This window comes from Streptomyces sp. A1136, assembly GCF_004795055.1.
Taxonomy (GTDB): domain Bacteria; phylum Actinomycetota; class Actinomycetes; order Streptomycetales; family Streptomycetaceae; genus Streptomyces.
This window is the reverse complement of sequence record NZ_SSBJ01000005.1, coordinates 151,015-169,615: the sequence shown is the minus strand read 5'-3', so window position 1 is coordinate 169,615 and position 18,601 is coordinate 151,015. Positions and strand designations below refer to the sequence as shown.

Genomic DNA, 18,601 nt, shown 5'->3' with positions numbered 1-18,601 from the left:
CGGGACAGGTGTTCGGGACAGGTGTGAGGCGATTCGGATCAGATCAGAGGGGCAGGACCCCGCCGAGGGCCCGGGCCACCACGTCGGCGTGCGGGGGGTCCATCACGGTGTGGTGGTTGCCCGGGACCACGGCGTGGCGCAGGGCTCCGCCGGTGCGCGGGCGCCAGGGTTCCGGGTCCACCAGCGGGGTGGCGAGTTCGTCGTGGACCTCGGCCACCGTCCACAGATGGACGTCCGTGTCCAGGACGGCTTCGGTGCGGTACGCCGCCGACGCGGCGCCGTTGGCCTCCGCGACCCGCAGCAGGCGGCGCAGTGCCTCCGAGGCCGAACCTCGGGGGAGGCTGCCGTCCTCGCGACCGCGCCGGACCAGCGCGTCGAGGAGGGCGTCCTCGTCGAGCCCGCGTGCCTCGCCGGCGTCGAGCCCGGCGGCGATCCCGTACCTGAGCAGGTCCGGATCGCCCGCCGTGGCGTCCGCCCGGGGCACGGGACCGGGAGCGGCCGTGTCGACGAGGCCGAGGAAGGCCACGGTCTCCCCGGCGGCTTCGAGGCGGGCCGCCATCTCGAAGGCGACCGTACCGCCGAAGGACCAACCGGCCAGCAAGTAGGGGCCGCTCGGCACCTCCTCCCGTACGGCGGCGAGGTAGCGCTCGGCCATCTCCTCGACCCGCTCCAGCGGCGCGTCCGGGGTGTTGTAGCCGACCGACTCCAGCCCCAGGACCCGCCGGTCGCCGGCGGGGGCGGCGGCCAGGCCGCGCACCAGGTCCCGGTAGCAGACGACGTCACCGCCGCGCGGGTGCACCAGGATCAGCGGAGGTCGCGCCGGGTCCCCCTCGGCGAGCGGGACCAGCAGCCGGGCGGCCGCCGCGGCCGCCTCCGGGAGCGCCTCGCAGAGCAGTTCCACGGTGCGTCGGCGGAACAGCAGGTTCAGCGGCAGCTCCACCCCGAACTCCCTTTGCACGGCGCCCATCAGTGTGAAGGCCTTGAGGGAATGGCCGCCCAGGTCGAAGAAGTCGTCGCGGACACCGATCGGCGCCACTTCGAGGACCTCCTCCCACAACCGCGCCATCCGCAGTTCCACCGCGTCGCGCGGCGCCACCCGCGGCGTCCGGTCCGCCGTCGCCGCCGTGGCCGAAGGAGTGGGCAGGGCCCGCCGGTCGAGCTTGCCGTTGGGGGTGAGCGGCAGCCGCTCCAGCGCGCTCAGCACCCTCGGGACCATGTACTCGGGCAGTTCCTCGCGCAGGAAGTCGCCGAGCGCCCGCAGGTCGCCCTCGGCGTCCCGCCAGGTCACGTAACCGGCGAGCACCGCGTCGACGCCTTCGCCGTGCACGGCCACGGCCGCCGCCAGCACCAGCGGGTGACCGGCCAGCGCGGCCTCGATCTCGCCGAGCTCGATGCGGTGGCCGCGCACCTTGACCTGGCCGTCGGCCCGGCCCCGGTACTCCAGGTCCCCGTCGGGGAGCCGGCGCACCAGGTCTCCCGTGCGGTACAGCCGGCCGCCCGGTGTGTACGGGTCGGGGACGAAGCGGTCGGCGGTCAGTGCGGGCCGGCCGTGGTAGCCGCGGGCCACCCCGTCCCCCGCGATGAACAGCTCGCCGAACACGCCGACCGGAACCGGCCGCATCCGCTCGTCCAGAACGTACAGCCGGGTGTTGGCGAGCGCCGAGCCGATGGGCACCGCCCCCTCGCCCGCCGGGCCCGACAGCTCGTGGGCCGTGGACCAGACCGTCGTCTCGGTGGGCCCGTAGACGTTCCACACCGTGCCCAGGGCCGCGCGCATCCGCTCGGCGAGCGCCGACGGCAGCGCTTCGCCGCCGCACAGCGCCCGCACCGCCGGGGCGCGCCAACCCGTCTCCATCAGCTGGTGCCAGGTGGCCGGGGTGGCCTGCACGACGGTGGCGGCGCAGGCGTGCAGTTCCCTGCCCAGCAGGACTCCATCCCGTGCCGTCTCCCGGTCCACGACCCGCACGGCGGCGCCGGCGGCGAGCGGTACCAGCAGCTCCAGCACGGCGATGTCGAAGGAAGCCGTGGTGACCGCGGCCACCGTGTCCCCCGGGGCGAGGGCCAGCCGGCGCGTCATGTCCCGGGCGAAGTTCGCCAGGGCGCGGTGGGGCACCATGACCCCCTTGGGGCGACCGGTCGACCCGGAGGTGTAGATGGCGTAGGCGAGGTGCTCCGGGTGGAGCGCGGCCGGCGCGGGGGCGCCGACGGGGCCGGCCGCGCCTTCGGTCGCGAGGAGCGCCTCCAGGTCGACCACCCGCACCCCGTCGGGCGTCCGGAGCCGGGCGGCGGCGTCGCCGGAGACCACCAGCACCCGCGCCCCGCTGTCGGACAGCATGTACTCGACCCGGTCGGCCGGGTACTCCGGGTCCACCGGCACGTAGGTCCCGCCCGAGCGCAGTACGCCCAGGAGGGCCGCGGGCAACAGCACCGAGCGCTCCACGCAGACCGCCACGGCGGAGTCCGGACCGACCCCGAGCCGGGTCAGTTCCCCGGCCAGCCGCCCGGCGGCCGCCCACAGGCCGCCGTAGTCCAGGCTCCGCAGGCCGTCGTCGACCGCGGGCGCGGCGGGAGTGCGCGCGGCCCGCTCCCCGACGAGTTCGTGCAGCGGCCGGTCCGCCCCCGCCTCGGCGGTGTCGTTCCACTCGTGCAGGACCCGCTGCTCCTCGGCGTCGCCGAGCAGGGCCAGCGAGCCGACCGGCGCGTCCGGTGCGTCCGCCGCGGCGGTGAGCAGTTCCAGCAGGGCGTCCGTCATCCGGGCGATGGTCTGCCGGTCGTAGAGGTCGGTGGCGAACACCGCCTCCCCGTGCAGCTCGCCGTCCTCCTCGGAGAAGTACAGCGACAGGTCGAACTTCGAGGCGCCGCTCGCCAGGGCGAGGGGTTCCGCGGCCAGACCCGGCAGCGCCGGCGGGGCCGCGGCCTCCTCGTTCAGCACCAGCATCACCTGGAACAGGGGGTTGCGGCTGAGGTCGCGCTCGGTTGGGCCTCCTCCACCAGCCGCTCGAAGGGGACGTCCTGATGGGCGTAGGCCCCCAGGCAGGTCTCGCGGGCCCGGCCGATCAGCGTCGCGAATCCCGGATCGCCGGACAGGTCGGTGCGCAGGACCAGGTTGTTCACGAAGAAGCCGACGAGCGGCTCCAGTTCGCTGCGGTCGCGGCCCGCGATGGGTGAGCCCACGGCCACGTCCAGGCAGCCCGACCAGCGCGAGAGGAGTGCCTGGAAGCCGGCCAGCAGCACCATGAAGAGGGTGGCGTCGTGCCGGCGGCCCAGCGTGCGCAGCCGCTCCAGCAGCGGAGCGGGCACGGTGAAGGGCAACTGGTCGCCGCGCCCGGAAGGGGTGGACGGCCGGACCCGGTCGGTGGGCAGGTCCAGGGGGGCGGACCCGGCCAGGCGCCCGCGCCAGTAGTCGAGCTGCCGCGCCAGCAGGTCGCCGGTCAGCCGCTGCCGCTGCCAGGCCGCGAACGCGCCGTAGGAGACGGCCAGTTCGGGGAGCGGTTCGGCGTCGGCCTCGGTCCGCGCACGGTAGGCGGCGAAGAACTCCTGCCAGAAGACCGCGACGGACCAGCCGTCGAAGGCGATGTGGTGGGCGACGATCACCAGCAGGTGCTCCCGCTCGGCGACCCGGACGAGCCGGGCCCTCAGCAGGGGTGCGGCGGCCAGGTCGAAGGGCCGGCCCGCGTCGGCCGCGGCCAGTTCGAGCGCGCGCTCCTCGGCCGTCCGCGCCGGGTCCTGCCCGGCGGCCCGGGCGGGGTCCGCCGTGGTGAGGTCGGTGAACTCCGGGGAGAACACCTCCGGCGGCTCCACGACGAGGCGCGCGTCCTCCACACCGCCCCCGCCGGCTTCGATCCGGGAGCGCAGCACTTCCTGGCGGGTGACGACGTCCCTCAGCGCCCCCAGGGCCGCGGCGGTGTCGAGCGTCCCGCTCAGCCGCATCGCCCCCGGCATGTTGTAGTCGGGCCGGCCGGGCTGCAGTCGGTCCAGGAGCCACAGGCGCTGCTGTCCGAAGGAGAGCGGTCCCGGCCCGGCGGCGGGCGCCGGGATCGCGGGCTCACCGCTGTCGCCCAGGCCCGCCAGGGCCCGCGCCAGGTCCCCCGCGACGGGGTGGCGGAACAGCAACTGCACGGGGATCTCCAGTCCCAGCAGGGTCCGCAGCCGCGAGATGGCCCGCGTGGCCCGCAGGGAATGGCCGCCGCGTTCGAAGAAGTGGTCGCGCATGCCCACGGGGCCGTCGTCGAGTACCTCCTGCCACACCTCGGCGACCGTCCGCTCCAGCGCGGTGCGCGGGGCGAGGTACGCCCGGGCCGGCCCACCCGTGCCGCGCTCCGGCGCGGGCAGCACCCGGCGGTCCACCTTGCCGTTGGGCGTCAGCGGGAGGGCGTCGAGCGCGACGAGCACCGAGGGCACCAGGGCGGCCGGGAGCACCTCGCGCACCGCGTCCAGCACGGCCCCCGGTTCGCCGGCGCTCCCAGGTTCGAACACCACGTACGCCACGAGCGCCTGGTCGGCGCCCTCGCCGTGGGCGGCGGCGACGGCGCGGGCCACGTCCGGGTGACGCAGCAGGGCGGCCTCCACCTCGCCCAGTTCGATCCGGTGCCCCCGGACCTTGACCTGGTTGTCCCGGCGGCCGTGGAACTCCAGGACCCCGTCGGAGCGCAGTCGCGCCAGGTCTCCCGTCCGGTACATGCGCGCACCGGGCGGACCGTAGGGGTCCGGCGGGTAGGCCTCGGCGGTGCGGCCCGGGTCACCCAGGTAGCCGCGGGCGACTCCCCGGCCGGCGATGAACAGTTCGCCGATCGCCCCGCGCGGGAGCGGTTCGAGCCGCTCGCCGAGGACGAGGACGCGGGCACCCGGCAGCGGGCGGCCGATGGGGATGCGGCCGCTGTCGATGTCGGCGTCCGTCACGACGTGGTAGGTGGTCGTGTTGGTGCATTCGGTCGGGCCGTACTGGTTGACCAGCCGCAGCCGTCCGGCCGGGCCCAGCGCGCGGGCCGCCCGGGCCAGTCCGGCCGTCAGCGCCTCGCCCGTGGTCATCACCAGCCGCAGGTCCGGGCAGGGCTCGGGGACGGCCTCGACCAGTGGGGCCAGCATCGAGGGCACGATCGACAGCAGCGCGGAGACCCGCTCGGCGCGCAGCAGCCGGGCCAGGGCGTCCGGGTCCGCGGCCTCGTCCTGCGAGGCCAGGACGACCCGCCCGCCGGTGGTGAGCGGGGCGAACAGGTCACGGACCGAGGGGTCGAAGGTGAGCGCGGTGCGGGCGAGCACGGTGTCCCCGGCGCCTATCGCGAAGGTGGCGGTCAGCGCCGCGAGGTAGCCGGTGATCGCGGCGTGCGGGACGGCGACGCCCTTGGGCCTGCCGGTCGATCCCGAGGTGTACAGCAGGTAGGCCAGGTGGTCCGGTCCGGCGAGGGCCGGCAGGTCCGCCGCGTCCGGGTCGTCCGCGTCGGCGGCGCCGTCCGTCGCCGACACCTCGTCCAGTTCCAGTACGGGCACGGAGTCCGGCAGTCGGGGCGTCACCTCCTCGGGCAGCCCGCCGGTCAGGAGCAGCCGGGCCCCGCTGTCCGCCAGTACCGTACGGATCCGCTCGGCCGGGTGGCCCGGGTCGACGGGGACGTACGCGCCGCCCGCCTTGAGCACGGCCAGCACGGCCACGACCATGCGGGTGTCGCGGCCGGTCATCACCGCGACCGTGGTCTCCGGGCCGATGCCGCTGTCCCGCAGCCTGCGGGCCAGCCGGTTGGCCGCCGCGTTGAGCCCGGCATAACTGGTGGAGCGTCCCGCGCAGCTCACCGCGGTCGCGGTGGGCCGCAGCCGGGCCTGCTCCTCGACCAGGGAGTGCAGGGTCGTCGCCGGGGCGTTGGTCTGCGGGGCGGCGGGGGAGTCCTCGCCGAGGAGGGCCGCCCGTTCGCCCACCGACAGCACATCCAGCCGGGACAGCGGGGCGTCCGGCCGGTCGGCGGCCGAGCGCAGCAGGCGCAGGTAGTGGGCGCCGAACCGCTCGGCCGTGCCGCGGTCGAAGAGGTCGGTGGCGTAGCTCAGGGTGCCCGTCAGCCCGCCCGGGTGCTCCGTCATGGCCAGGCTGAGGTCGAACTTGGCGGTCCCGTTGGCGGTCTCGACGGTCTCCACCCGCACCCCCTCCAGCGGCAGCGCGTCCGGCTGCTCGGGGTGGAGCTGGAAGAGCACGTCGAACAGCGGGTTGCGGCTGAGGTCGCGCTCCGGCCGGAGCTCCTCCACCAGCCGGTCGAAGGGCACGTCCTGGTGCTCGTACGCCTGGAGCGCGGTCTCCCTGACCCGGCCCAGCAGCGTGCCGAAGGCGGGATCGCCCGACAGGTCGGTGCGCAGGACCAGGGTGTTGACGAAGAAGCCGATCAGCGGCTCCAGTTCGGTACGGTCGCGGCCCGCGATGGGTGAGCCCACCGCGACGTCGTACTGCCCCGTGTAGCGGGCCAGCAGCGACTGGAAGCCGGCCAGCAGCACCATGAACAGGGTGGCTCCGTGCTCCCGGGCCACGGCGCCCAGGCGTGCGGCCAGCTCGGCCGGCACCTCGAAGGACACGGTGTCGCCGGCGCCGGAGCGGCCGGCGGGACGCGGCCGGTCGGTGGGCAGTTCCAGCGGTGCGAGCCCCGCCAGCCGGGTGCGCCAGTGGGCGATGCCCCGGTCGACGGCGCCGTCGGCCAGGCGCTGCTGCTGCCAGTGCGCGAAGTCCCCGTACTGGACGCGCAGCGCGGGCAGGGCGGGCCGTTGCCCGCGGCTCAGCGCCGCGTAGGAGCGCGAGAGCTCCTGCCACAGCACCGGCATCGACCAACCGTCGCCGACGGTGTGGTGCAGGACCAGCACGAGGAGGTGCTCGTCGGCGGCCGTCCGCACCAGCCGGGCGCGCAGCAGCGGCGCCGTCGTCAGGTCGAAGGGGGCGGCCGCGTCCGCGTGCGCCAGCCCCAGGGCCCGCGAGCGGGCCTGCTCCGGGGGCAGTTCGCCGAGGTCGGTGAGCAGCGGGACGAACACCGCCGGCGGCTCGACGGCCTGTACCGGGCCCAGGGGCCCCTCGGTGATCCGTGAGCGCAGCACCTCGTGCCGTTCGACGACGGTGCGCAGGGCGTCGAGCATGGCGGCGGTGTCGAGGTCGCCGTGCAGTCGGGTGACGACGGGGATGTTGTAGTCGGGACGTCCCGGTTGCAACTGGTCGAGGAACCAGAGGCGTTGCTGGGCGAAGGACAGCGGCGCCGGTGCGCCGGCGGGGCGCGGTGCGATCACGTCGGCGGCGGTGTCCGCCGGGTCCGCCTGCGCGCCCTCGCCGCGCGCCGGATCGAGGGCCGCGGCGAACGCTTCGAGCACCGGGTTCTCGAACAGCAGCCGCAGGGGGACGGCCCTGCCGAGTCGACCGCCGAGCCGGGACACCACCCGGGTGGCGCGCAGTGAGTGGCCGCCCAGGTCGAAGAAGTCGTCGTGGCGCCCGATGCGGTCGCGCCCGAGCACCTCGCCCCAGACCTCGGCGACGAGCTCCTCGGTGGCGGAGGCGGGAGCGGTGAACCCGGCCCGCCGCACGTGCCCTTCGGGCGGAGCGGGCAGCGCCCGGCGGTCCAGCTTCCCGTTCGGGGTCACCGGCAGGGCGTCCAGCACCACGATCGCGGCCGGGAGCATGTAGGCGGGAAGACGTGCGGCCAGGGCGCGGTGCAGGTCGTCGGGATCGGCGCAGGCGCCCGGCGCGGCCACCACGTACGCGACGAGCCGCTGCTCGCCGCAGGCGTCCGCGCGCACGACGACGGCGGCCTGCCCGACCTGTGCGACGCGCAGCAACTCGGCCTCGATCTCCCCGGGCTCGATGCGGAACCCGCGGATCTTGACCTGCTGGTCGGCCCGTCCCAGGTAGTCGACGGTGCCGTCGGGGAGGCGCCTGGCGAGGTCGCCGGTGCGGTACATGCGGGCGCCGGGCGGCCCGTACGGGTCGACGGCGAACTGGCGGGCGGTCAGCCCCGGCCGCCCCAGGTAGCCGCGGGCCAGGCCGGTGCCGCCGACGCACAGTTCACCGACCGCGCCCTCGGGTACCGGACGGCCCCTCTCGTCGAGCACGTACAGCCGGGTGTCGTCCAGCGGCGTGCCGATCGGGACGCGCCCGTCGACCCCGCGGCCCGCGCGGGCGTCCAGGGTGTGCCGGGTGGCGAAGGTGGTGGTCTCCGTGGGGCCGTAGGCGTTGGTCAGGAGGGTGTCGGGGGCCGCGGTCAGGGCCCGGCGGAACACCTCGGGCGAGGCCGCCTCGCCGCCCGTCCACACCTCCCGGACCTCGGTGAGGAGTTCCACGCACTCCTCGACGACCAGGTTGAACAGGGCGGCGGTCAGCCACAGGGTGGTGATCCCGTGCTCCCGGACGAGGTCCCTGAGGGCGGCCGTGTCGATCCGGCCGGGCGGGGCCACGACGACGGTGCCGCCGGCCAGCAGCGGCACCCACAGCTCGTACGTCGAGGCGTCGAAGGACAGCGGGGAGTGGGCGAGCACCCGGCGGTGCGCCGGTCCGAAGGCGGAGTCCCGGGCGAGCGCGGCCACATTGGCGTGGGTGACGGCGATGCCCTTGGGCTCGCCTGTCGAGCCGGAGGTGTACATGACGTATGCCAGCTGGTCCGGGACGCAGGACGCGATGTCCACGGCGGACCGGTCCGGCGCCGGCGCCGTCACGTCGAGCACCCGCACCCCGGCCGGCGCGGTCGCGACGGCCTCGTGGCCGGCCGTGGTTGGATCGGCGAGCAGTACCCGGGCGCCGGTGCGCTCCAGCATCCAGTGCAGCCGCTCGACGGGGAAGTCCGCGTTGAGGGGGACGTACGCGCCGCCCGCCTTCAGGACGGCGAGCATGGCCACCGGCACCTGCGGGGAGCGCTCCAAGAGCAGTGCCACCGCCGATTCGCGGACCACCCCGGACTCGACCAGCCGGGCCGCCAACGCGTCGGAACGCGCGTCGAGTTCGGCGTAGGTGAGCCGGTGCGTCCCGCACACGACGGCCACGGCGTCCGGGGAGGTGCGCACCCGGTCGGCGAACAGCTCGGTCAGCGTCGCCGGGGCGAGGTCGGCGCGCACGACGCCGTGCCCGGTGCCGACCAGCCGCTCGGCGGTGGCGGCGGAGGGCAGCAGCTCCGCGAGGGGGCGGCCCGGTTCGGCGGCGGCCGCGGCGAGCAGCTCCAGGTAGTGGGCGAGGACCTGTTCGGCCGTGGCCCGGTCGAACAGGTCGGTGTCGAAGACGAAGGAGCCGGTGCAGTCGTCGGCGCCCTCGGCGACGAACACGCTGATGTCGAAGAGGGAACCGCCGAAGTCGGCCGTCACCGCCTCGGCGCAGACCCCCGGCAGGCGCAGTCCGGCCGTCTCGTCCTGGGCGGACGCGAACATGACCTGCACCAGCGGGTTGCGGTCGCCGACCCGCTCGGGGCTCAGCCGCTCCACCACCCGGTCGAAGGGCACCTCCTGGTGGTCGTACGCGTCGAGGGTGACGCGGCGCACGCGCTCCAGCAACCCGTCGAAGCCGATCTCGCCCGACAGGTCGGTGCGCAGCACCAGGGTGTTGACGAAGAAGCCGATCAGCGGCTCCAGCTCGACCCGGTCGCGCCCCGCGACCGGGGTGCCCACCGCGATGTCGGTGCTGCCGCCGTACCGGCCCAAGGCGGTCTGGAAGCCGGCGAGCAGCGTCATGAACAGGGTGACGCCGTGGGCTTCGGCGAGCCGGCGCAGCCGCCGCGTCAACGACGGATCGAGGGTGAACGGCAGGCTCTGTCCGTCGCCGCTGCGACGGGTTGGACGCGGCCGGTCGGTGGGCAGCTCCAACGGTTCGAGACCGGCGAGGGAACGCTCCCAGAATCTCAACTGGCCGTCCATCAGCCCGTGTTCGAAACGCTCGCGCTGGAAGCGGGCGTACGCCTGGTAGTCGAGCGGCAGGGCCGGTGCGGGCAGCGGCCTTCCCTGGACCAGGGCGGTGTACCCGTCGGCCAGCTCCTGCCACAGCAGTCCCATGGACCAGCCGTCGGTGGCGATGTGGTGGACCACCAGCACCAGCAGGTGGTCCTCGGCGCCCAGCCGGATCAGCAGCGCGCGCAGCAGCGGGCCCCGGGCCAGGTCGAAGGGCTTGCGGACCTCCTCCAGGGCCAACCCGCGGGCCCGGAGCTCCAACTCCTCCAGCGGGCCCGCCCCCGGATCGAGGACCGGCAGCGGTACGGAGTCGGGTGCCGGCAGGACCACCGGGTGGGGCAGTCCGTCGCGCTCCTCGAACACGGTGCGCAGCGTGGCGTGGCGTTCGACCACGGCCGTCAGCGCCTGTCGCAGCGGCTCCGGGCGCAGCGTGCCGCGCATCCGCACGACCTGGGGGATCGCGTACCCGGAGCGGCCGTCGGCCATCCGGTCCGCGAGCCACATCCGCTCCTGGGCGAACGAGGCGACCGGCTCACGGGCCGGCGAACCGCTCCCGGCCGCCCCGGCGGTGCCGTCCGCCGCGGTCCCCGGGGCGGCCGACGGGTCCGTCAGCGCGGCCCGGACCCGGCTGCGCAGCAGCTCACGGGCTGCCGCGAGCCGGCTGTCGACTGCCGCCGGCACAGCCGCCGGCGAGCTCTCCTGGGTGGTCACGAGGTCTCTCCCTGGGATACGAGTGAAAGCGCTGCGTCGTCCGCCGTGGCGGCGATGTCGGCGAAGAGGGCCGTTTCGACCGCCGTGGCGAGGCCTGCGACGGTCCGGTGTTCGAAGAGGGTGCGCAGCGGCAGTTCCAGGCCGAGCGCCTGGCGCAGCCGGGCCGCGACCCGGGTGGCGCTCAGCGAGTGGCCGCCGATCGCGAAGAAGTCGTCGTGGCGTCCGATGTCCGTGCGGTCCAGGACCGCCTGCCAGACGTGCGCGACGAACTCCTCGGTCTCCCCGACGGGCGGTTCGTGCGCGGTGGGAGCGGCCGCCGACGCGGGCGCCGGCAACGCCTTGCGGTCGAGCTTGCCGTTGGGGGTGACCGGCAGCGCGTCGACCACGAGCAGCAGGGGCACCATGTACTCCGGCAGCGACCGCGCCAGTTCCGCGCGCATTCCCGCCGCGTCGAGCATCGCGCCGGCGGCCGGGACCACGTACCCGGCGAGCCTGCGCTCGCCCGGTACGTCCTCGCGGACCACCACCGCGGCGCTGCCCACCCCGGGCAGCCGGGCGAGCGAGGTCTCGATCTCGCCGAGCTCGATCCGGAAGCCGTGGATCTTCACCTGGTCGTCGGTACGGCCCAGGTACTCCACCGCGCCGTCACCGCGCCGCCGGACGATGTCGCCCGTGCGGTACATCCGGGAGCCCGCGGGTCCGAAGGGGTCCAGCGGGAAGCGCTCCGCGGTCAGTTCCGGTCGCCGCAGGTAGCCGCGGGCCAACCCGGCCCCGGCCAGGTACAGCTCGCCCGGCAGGCCCACCGGCACGGGGCGCCCCGCCGGGTCGAGGACGTAGAGCGCGGTGTTCCAGATCGGCCTGCCGATCGGCACCGGCCCCTCGTCCGCGCGCCGGCAGTCCCAGTGCGTGACGTCGACGGCCGCCTCCGTGGGCCCGTACAAGTTGTGCAGCGGCACGTCCAGTACATCGAGGAACCGGTTCTTCAGTTCCTCCGGCAGTGCCTCGCCACTGCACACCACCCGGCGCAGGGACCGGCACCGGCCGGCGCCCGGCTCCTGGGCGAAGACCGCCAGCATCGACGGCACGAAGTGCACGGTGGTGACCGCCTCGCGCCGGATCAGCTCGGCCAGGTAGGCGGGGTCCTTGTGCCCGCCGGGCTCGGCCACCACGAGCACGGCTCCCGTCAGCAGCGGCCAGAAGAACTCCCACACCGATACGTCGAAGCCGAACGGGGTCTTCTGCAGCACCCGGTCGTCGGCGCCCAGACCGTAGCGGTCCTGCATCCACAGCAGCCGGTTGACGATGGCCGCGTGTTCGACGACGACCGCCTTGGGCCGGCCCGTCGAGCCGGAGGTGTAGATCACGTACGCCGGATGCGAGGGCAGCGGTGTCCGCCCGGCGCACTCGACGCTCCCTCCGTCGGTGTCGGTGTTGTCGGTGTCGGTGTCGGCGGAGGCGTCGGGGCGCAACCGCACCGGCCCGGGGCCCGTCGGCAGCAGCGGCTCCACGTCCTCGGTGGTGATCAGCAGGACCGGCCGCGCGTCCGACAGCAGGTACGCCACCCGGTCCGCCGGGAGGGTCGGGTCGACCGGCAGGTACGCCGCGCCCGACTTCAGTACGGCCAGCAGCGCGACCACCATCTCCGTCGAGCGGTGCAACGCGACCGCCACGATCCGCTCGGGACCCGCCCCGTGCGCCCGCAGCGCCCCGGCGAGCCGCTCGGCACGCGCGTCCAACTCCGCGTACGACAGCCGCTCCTCGCGGAACACCGTCGCCGGAGCCCCCGGCGTGGCGGCCACCTGGCGCCGGAACAGGTCCACCAGCGTGGTCGCGGGCACCGGGACCGCGGTGTCGTTCCACTCCTCGATCAGCCGGTGCTGATCGGCGGAGAGCAGGTCGATCTCCCCGACCGGGGTCCCCGGCTCGTCGGCCGCGGTGACCAGCAGCCGCTCCAGCGCGTCCGCCACGCTGCGCGCGGCCCGCGCGTCCAGGACGTCGGGGCGGTGGTCCAGGTGCAGCCGCAGCCGTTCGCCCGGCAGGACGATGAGGTTGACGGTGTAGTGGGTGGCGTCCGAGCCGTCGACCTCCGTCAGCCGCACCCCGCCGACCGGCTCCCGCATCGACTCAAGGTCCAACGGGTAGTTCTCGACGACCACGGTGGTGTCGAACAGGGTGCCCAGCCCGGTGGCCCGCTGGATGTCGGCCAGCCCCAGGTGCTGGTGGTCCATCAGCCTGGCCTGCTCGTCCTGGAACCGCGTCAGCGCGGCGATCAGCGGCTCCGTCGGCCGTACCCTCATTCGGACGGGCAGGGTGTTGATCAGCAGGCCGACCAACTCCTCGATGCCGTCGAGGTCGGCCGTGCGGCCCGAGACGGTACCGCCGAAGACCACGTCGTCGCGGCCGGTCAGCCGGGACAGCAGGACCGCCCAGGCGCCCTGGACGACGCTGTTGAGGGTGATGCCCGCGGACCGGGCCCGCTCGGTGAGGCGCCCGGTCAGCCCGCGCGACAGCTCCAGCGAGATCCGCTCGGGCAGCGCGTCGAGCCGGTTCGGGTCGGCGGCCCCCAGCAGGGTGGGCTCCTCCAGGCCGGCCAGGGCGGAGCCCCAGGCGGCGGTGGCGGCGTCCCGGTCCCGGCGGGCCAGCCAGTCGAGGTAGTCCCGGTAGGGGACGCCCGCGACGGCGGCGGCCGGCTCCGAGCCGGTGGCCGCCGCGTAACCGGCGAACATGTCGCGCAGCAGGATCGCGGAGGACCAGCCGTCCCACAGGATGTGGTGGTTCGTCATCACCAGGCGGTGGCGCTCGGCGCCCAGCCGGACCAGGGTGAAGCGCACCAGCGGCGGCCGCTCCAGGTCGAAGCGGCGGCCCCGGTCGGCGGCCAGCAGTTCCGCCCACGCCCGTTCCCGCGCCTCCTCGTCCAGGTCGGAGAGGTCCGCGCTCTCCCAGGGGACGTCCACCACACCGAGGACCACCTGTACGGGCCGGTCCAGACCGCGGTCGGTGAAGGCGGCGCGCAGCGCGCTGTGGCGGGCCGGCAGGCCGCGGCAGGCCGAGGCCAGGGCCCGCGGGTCCAGGGCGCCGTCCAGGGTCAGCACGAGCTGGCCGGTGTAGGCGTCCACGCCCGTCGCGTCGTAGGAGGCGTGGAAGAACAGGCCCTCCTGCAACGGGGAGAGCGTGGTGACGTCCGTCATGGCCGGGTAGCGCTCCGCGAGCGCGTCCACCTCCGGCCGGGTCAGGCGTACCAGGGGGAAGTCGCGGGGCGCCGGCCGTCCGGCCCCGCCGGACGGCGGCGTCCAGCGGGCCAGCAGCCGCAGGGACTCCTCCCACGCGCCGGCCAGGGCCTCGGCCTCGGAGCGGTCGACCAACTCCCGCGGCCAGGTGAGGACGGCGCGGAAGGCGGGGCCCGCCGGGCCGTCCAGGGCGAGCGCGTCGATCTGCAGGCAGTGGTCGACGGGCATCGCCGGATCGCAGGCGGCGCGCAGTCCGCCCCCCTCGGCGGCGGGCCCCCAGGGGGCCTCGCCCGAGGCGTCGAACCGGCCCAGGTAGTTGAACAGGACCCGGGGCTGCGCGGCCGGGGCAAGCTCCCGCGCGGTCCCCGGGTTCAGCCGGGCCAGCAGGCCGTAGCCGGTGCCGTGGTCGGGCACGGCCGCCAGGGTGTCGTGGACCCGTCCGACCAGCTCGGCGAGGGCGTCCCCGCCGCCTTGGTGCGCCGCGGCCGGGTCGAGGGCGCGCAGGTCGAGCCGGACCGGGTACTGCGTGGTGAACCAGCCCACGGTGCGGGACAGGTCGTGTCGGCCCGTCCGGTCGTCCCGGCCGTGGCCCTCCAGGTCGAGCAGCAGGGTCCCGGGCCCGTCGCCGTCGGCGACCAGGGGGTGCCGCGCCGCCAGGGCCAGGGCCGCGAGCAGGATCTCCGCGGGGCCGGTGCGCAGGGCCGCGGGCACCACCGAGAGCAGCGGGGCGGCCACTTCCGCCGGCAGGTCCAGGGTGAGCGTGCGGGTGGAGCCGACGGTGTCGCGCACCGGGTCGGGTACCCGGTCCCACAGCGCGGGCGCCGCCGCGGGGGCGGCGGTCCCGGACTCCCCGGCCTCCGGGGCGGGGTCCAGGGTCGCCTGCCAGAAGGGGAGTTGGGCCAGCACCTCGGGGGAGTGGGCCTGGCGTCGCAGGTGCGCCGTCCAGTCGCGGAAGGAGGCGCCGACCGGGGCGAGTCGTACCGGCCGGTCCTCGGACACCGCCGACCAGGCCTCGGCGAGGTCGTCCATCAGGATCCGCCAGGACACGCCGTCCACCGCGAGGTGGTGTACGCACAGCAGCAGCCGCCCGGGCGCGCCGGCGCCGCCGAAGCGGACCGCCCGCAGCATCACCCCCGCGGCGGGGTCCAGTTCACCGGCCGCTTCGTCCCTCGCCCGCTCCGTCAGGGTGGCGCGCGCCGAGTCGTCCAGCCCGGTGGTGTCGACGCCGCGGTAGAGCCCGGCCGCGTCCACCGTCCCGGGGGCGCCGACCGAGCAGACCGTACCCTCGGGGCCCTCGGTCGTGCGCAGCCGCAGGGCCGCGTGGTGGTCGACGACCGCTTGCAGGACCCGGACCAGGCGGGCGTCGTCGGCGCCCTCGGGCAGGGCGAGCAGGACGGACTGGCTGAAGCGGCCGTAGGGGCCGGGACCGTCCAGCAGCCACCGCATGACGGGGGTCGCGGACAGTTCGCCGTACTCCTCTTCGCCGGCGGCCCCGGGGGCGCCGTCCCGGCGCTCGTTCGCGGGGTCGCCGACGGCGGCGGCGAGCGCGGCGGCGGTCTTGTGCTCGAAGACCTCGCGCAGGGTGAAGGAGTACCCGCGCGCCCGGGCCCGGCTGACCAGGCCGAGGGCGGCGATGCTGTCGCCGCCGAGCTCGAAGAAGTTGTCGTCTGGGCCCGCCGGGCAGCCGAGCACCTCGCCGATCAGAGTGCCGAGCGTCCGCTCGGCCGCGCTGTACGGGCGCTGCGGATCGGCGGTCGCGGGTGGTGCGTCCGCGGTCGTCGGGACGACGAGTGCCTTGCGGTCCACCTTGCCGCCGGGTGTCAGCGGCAGCCGGTCCAGCACCACGAAGGTGTGCGGAACCATGTAACGGGGCACTGCCTGCGCCAAGTGGGCCGCCAGCTCCGCGGGTTCCACGACGATCGCGCCGGAGGCCGGCGCCACGAAGGCGACCAGCCGTCGCCCGCCGCCCGACGCCTCGTGGACGGTGACCGAGGCCTGGCCCACCGTGGGGTGGCCGATCAGTACGCTCTCGATCTCGCCCGGCTCGATGCGGTGACCGTTGACCTTGACCTGCTGGTCCATGCGGCCGAGGAACTCCAACTGCCCCTGCGCGGACCAGCGCACGAGGTCACCGGTGCGGTACATCCGGGCCCCGGGCACCGGGGCGAAGGGGTCCGGCACGAACCGGTCGGCGGTCATCCCGGGGCGGCCCGCGTAGCCGTGGGCCAGTCCGGCGCCCGCCACGCACAACTCCCCGGCCGCGCCGGGCGGCAGCGCGCGCAACCGCGGATCGAGCACGTACGCCCGGTGGTTGACCATCGGCCGGCCGATCGGGGGCACCTGCCCGTTCGAGGGGGACACGCACCGGTGCATGGTGACGGACACCGCCGCCTCGGTCGGGCCGTAGGCGTTCCACACCTCGCGCCCGTCGCGCGCCCACCGGTCGACGGCGTCCGCCGAGGGCGCCTCCCCGCCGGTGGACAGGAAGCGCAGGGCGGGCACGGCGGCCGGATCGAGCAGGGGCAGCAGGGCCGGTGGCAGGTCGGCGACGGTGACCCGCTCCCCGGCGAGCAGCGCCTGGAGACGGTCGACGTCCGTGCGCTCCTCGTCGGTGGCGAGCACCAGCGCCGAGCCGCTCAGCAGCGCGCCGAAGACGTCGAGGACCGAGACGTCGAAGGACAGCGAGGCGAAGCCGAGGAACCGCTCGCCGGAGCCCGCGGCCGTCGCCGGGGCGACGCCGCACAGGGCCAGGTGACCGAGGACGAAGTCGGCCGCCGCGGCGTGCGGCACGAGCACGCCCTTGGGTTCACCCGTACTGCCCGAGGTGTACAGGAGGTACGCGGGGCTGTCGGGGGAGACGGCGTTGCCGGAGGAGGACGTGGCGCCCGGGCGGCGGGCGGCGGCGAGCGGTTCGCGGGGCCGCTCGCCCGTGGCCACCAGGTTCCCCAGGTCCGCCGGCAGGCAGTCGGCGACACCCGGACCCGCGACGGCCGTACGGATGTCCGCGTCCCGGACGATGTACGCGATCCGGCGCCGCGGCAGGGCGGGGTCGATCGGCACGTAGCAGCCGCCCGCCTTCAGGACGCCGAGGAGCGCCGCGACCATGGCGGGGGAGCGGCCCACGCTGACACCGACGGGCGTCCCCGGGGTCGTCGACGGGCGCAGCCGGTCGGCGATCCGTTCGGCCCACGCGTCCAGTTCGGCGTAGCCGATCCGCTCGCCGGCGCAGACCACGGCGACCGCGTCCGGGGTGCGCGCCGCCTGCTCCTCGAACAGCTCGTGCAGCAGGCGGTCCTGTGCGCTCGCGGTGCTGCCGCCGTCGCAGAGGACGGCCAGCCGCTCCTCGTCGGCGCCGGTCAGCAGGCCGAGCGAGTCGACGGGGGCCGACGGATCGGCGGCGGCCAACGCCAGCAGGAACCGGACGAACCGCTCGCGGTGGGCGGCGAGTGCCTCCGTCCCGCCCTCCGCCGCGTCCCCCTCGACCTGCACGGTGAGCGGGCTGTCCCCGCCGCGGTCGTAGACGTTGACCGAGACGTGGTCCACCGGGCCGACCGCCAGGTTGTGGGCGGTGGCGCCCGCACCGCCGAAGGAGAGCCCGTAGTCGAAGGACATCAGGTTGACCACGGCGTCCCAGGGCCGGGCCCCCGACCCGTCCGTGCCGCTGTACAGCTCCTCCACGCGGTAGCGCTGGTGCCGCAGCGCCTCCTTGACGGCCGCCGAGGTGGTGCGCACCAACTCCTCCACGGACATCGCCCCGGTGACCCGCAGGCGCAGCGGGAGCACCTTGGAGAACATCCCGGGCGTACGGCGCGCGGCGGGCGTGGTGCGCCCGGTGACGGGCAGACCCAGGACCACGTCCTCGGTGGCGCCGACGCGGTGCAGGTAGCCGGCGGCCGCCGCCATGACCAATGCCGACCAGCGGGTGCCGAACCGCCGGGCGGCGTCCCGCAGGGCGGAGGCGTCCACGGCGTCGAGATCACGACTGACCCGCACGGCCGTCCCGGTCGGGCGGGCCGGGGTGTGACCCGTGAAACTCACGGGTTCCGGGGCGTCCGCGAGCTTCGCACGCCAGAACTCCCGGTCCCGCCCGTGCTCCTCGGACCGGAGGTAGGCCTGCTCCTCCGCGACGATCGCGTCCCAGGGCGCCGCGTCCGAGCCGGGCACCGGTGCGCCCGTCGCGAGGGCGGTGTAGACCTCGGCCGTCCGGCGGGCGAGGAGGGAACCGCTCACCCCGTCGGCCACGATGTGGTGGTACGCCTGGAGCCACCGGTGGGTGTGGGGTCCCGTCCGGACGAGGAGTTGGCGCGTCACGTCCCCCGTCGCCAGGTCGATCGGCCGGGCCAGCTCGGCGCGCATCAGCGCCTCGGCCTCGGCGGCCGGGTCGGGGCGGTCGCCGACATCGGCGGTGGCGAGCCGGAAGGGCGGCCGGTCGGCGCGCGTCTGCCGTACCACGCCGTCCACTTCGGCGAACCGCATGCCGAGCGCCTCGGTCTCCGTCAGCGTGCGGCGCAGAGCCTCCTCGAAGAGCCCGACGTCCAGCGCCCCGTCGATCTCCAGGTACTCGCCGATGGTGTAGTCGCTGCGGGCGGGATCGAGCTGTTGCGCGAACCAGACGCCGGTCTGCGGCGAGGTCAGGGGCAGGAACCCGTGGTCGTGAGTGGCCATGCGGTGGTCAGTCTCCTCAGTCGGATCGGTCGATCAACGACGACGTGACGCCACTGTCCGTGACCGGTGCACGGACCTGAAAGTCCCACGAATACGCCCCTTGACAGGCCTCCGGGCCCCGC

Annotated in this window: 1 protein-coding gene and 1 pseudogene; both read right to left on the bottom strand. The window is 75.3% G+C overall.

The window, feature by feature from the left end; all coding sequences use genetic code 11:
• Positions 1-43: 43 nt before the first annotated feature.
• Positions 44-10,557: pseudogene (locus E6R62_RS06870) on the bottom strand (amino acid adenylation domain-containing protein).
• A 26-nt stretch (positions 10,558-10,583) separates the two neighbouring features.
• On the bottom strand, positions 10,584-18,479 hold the full coding sequence (locus E6R62_RS06865; protein ID WP_136212393.1) for a non-ribosomal peptide synthetase: 7,896 nt from the start codon (positions 18,477-18,479) through the stop codon (positions 10,584-10,586).
• Between the last annotated feature and the right edge of the window lie 122 nt (positions 18,480-18,601).

What these genes read in the sequence shown, in the direction of transcription:
- E6R62_RS06865 (WP_136212393.1), bottom strand. Translation starts at nt 18,479, where the DNA reads ATGGCCACTCACGACCACGGGTTCCTGCCCCTGACCTCGCCGCAGACC.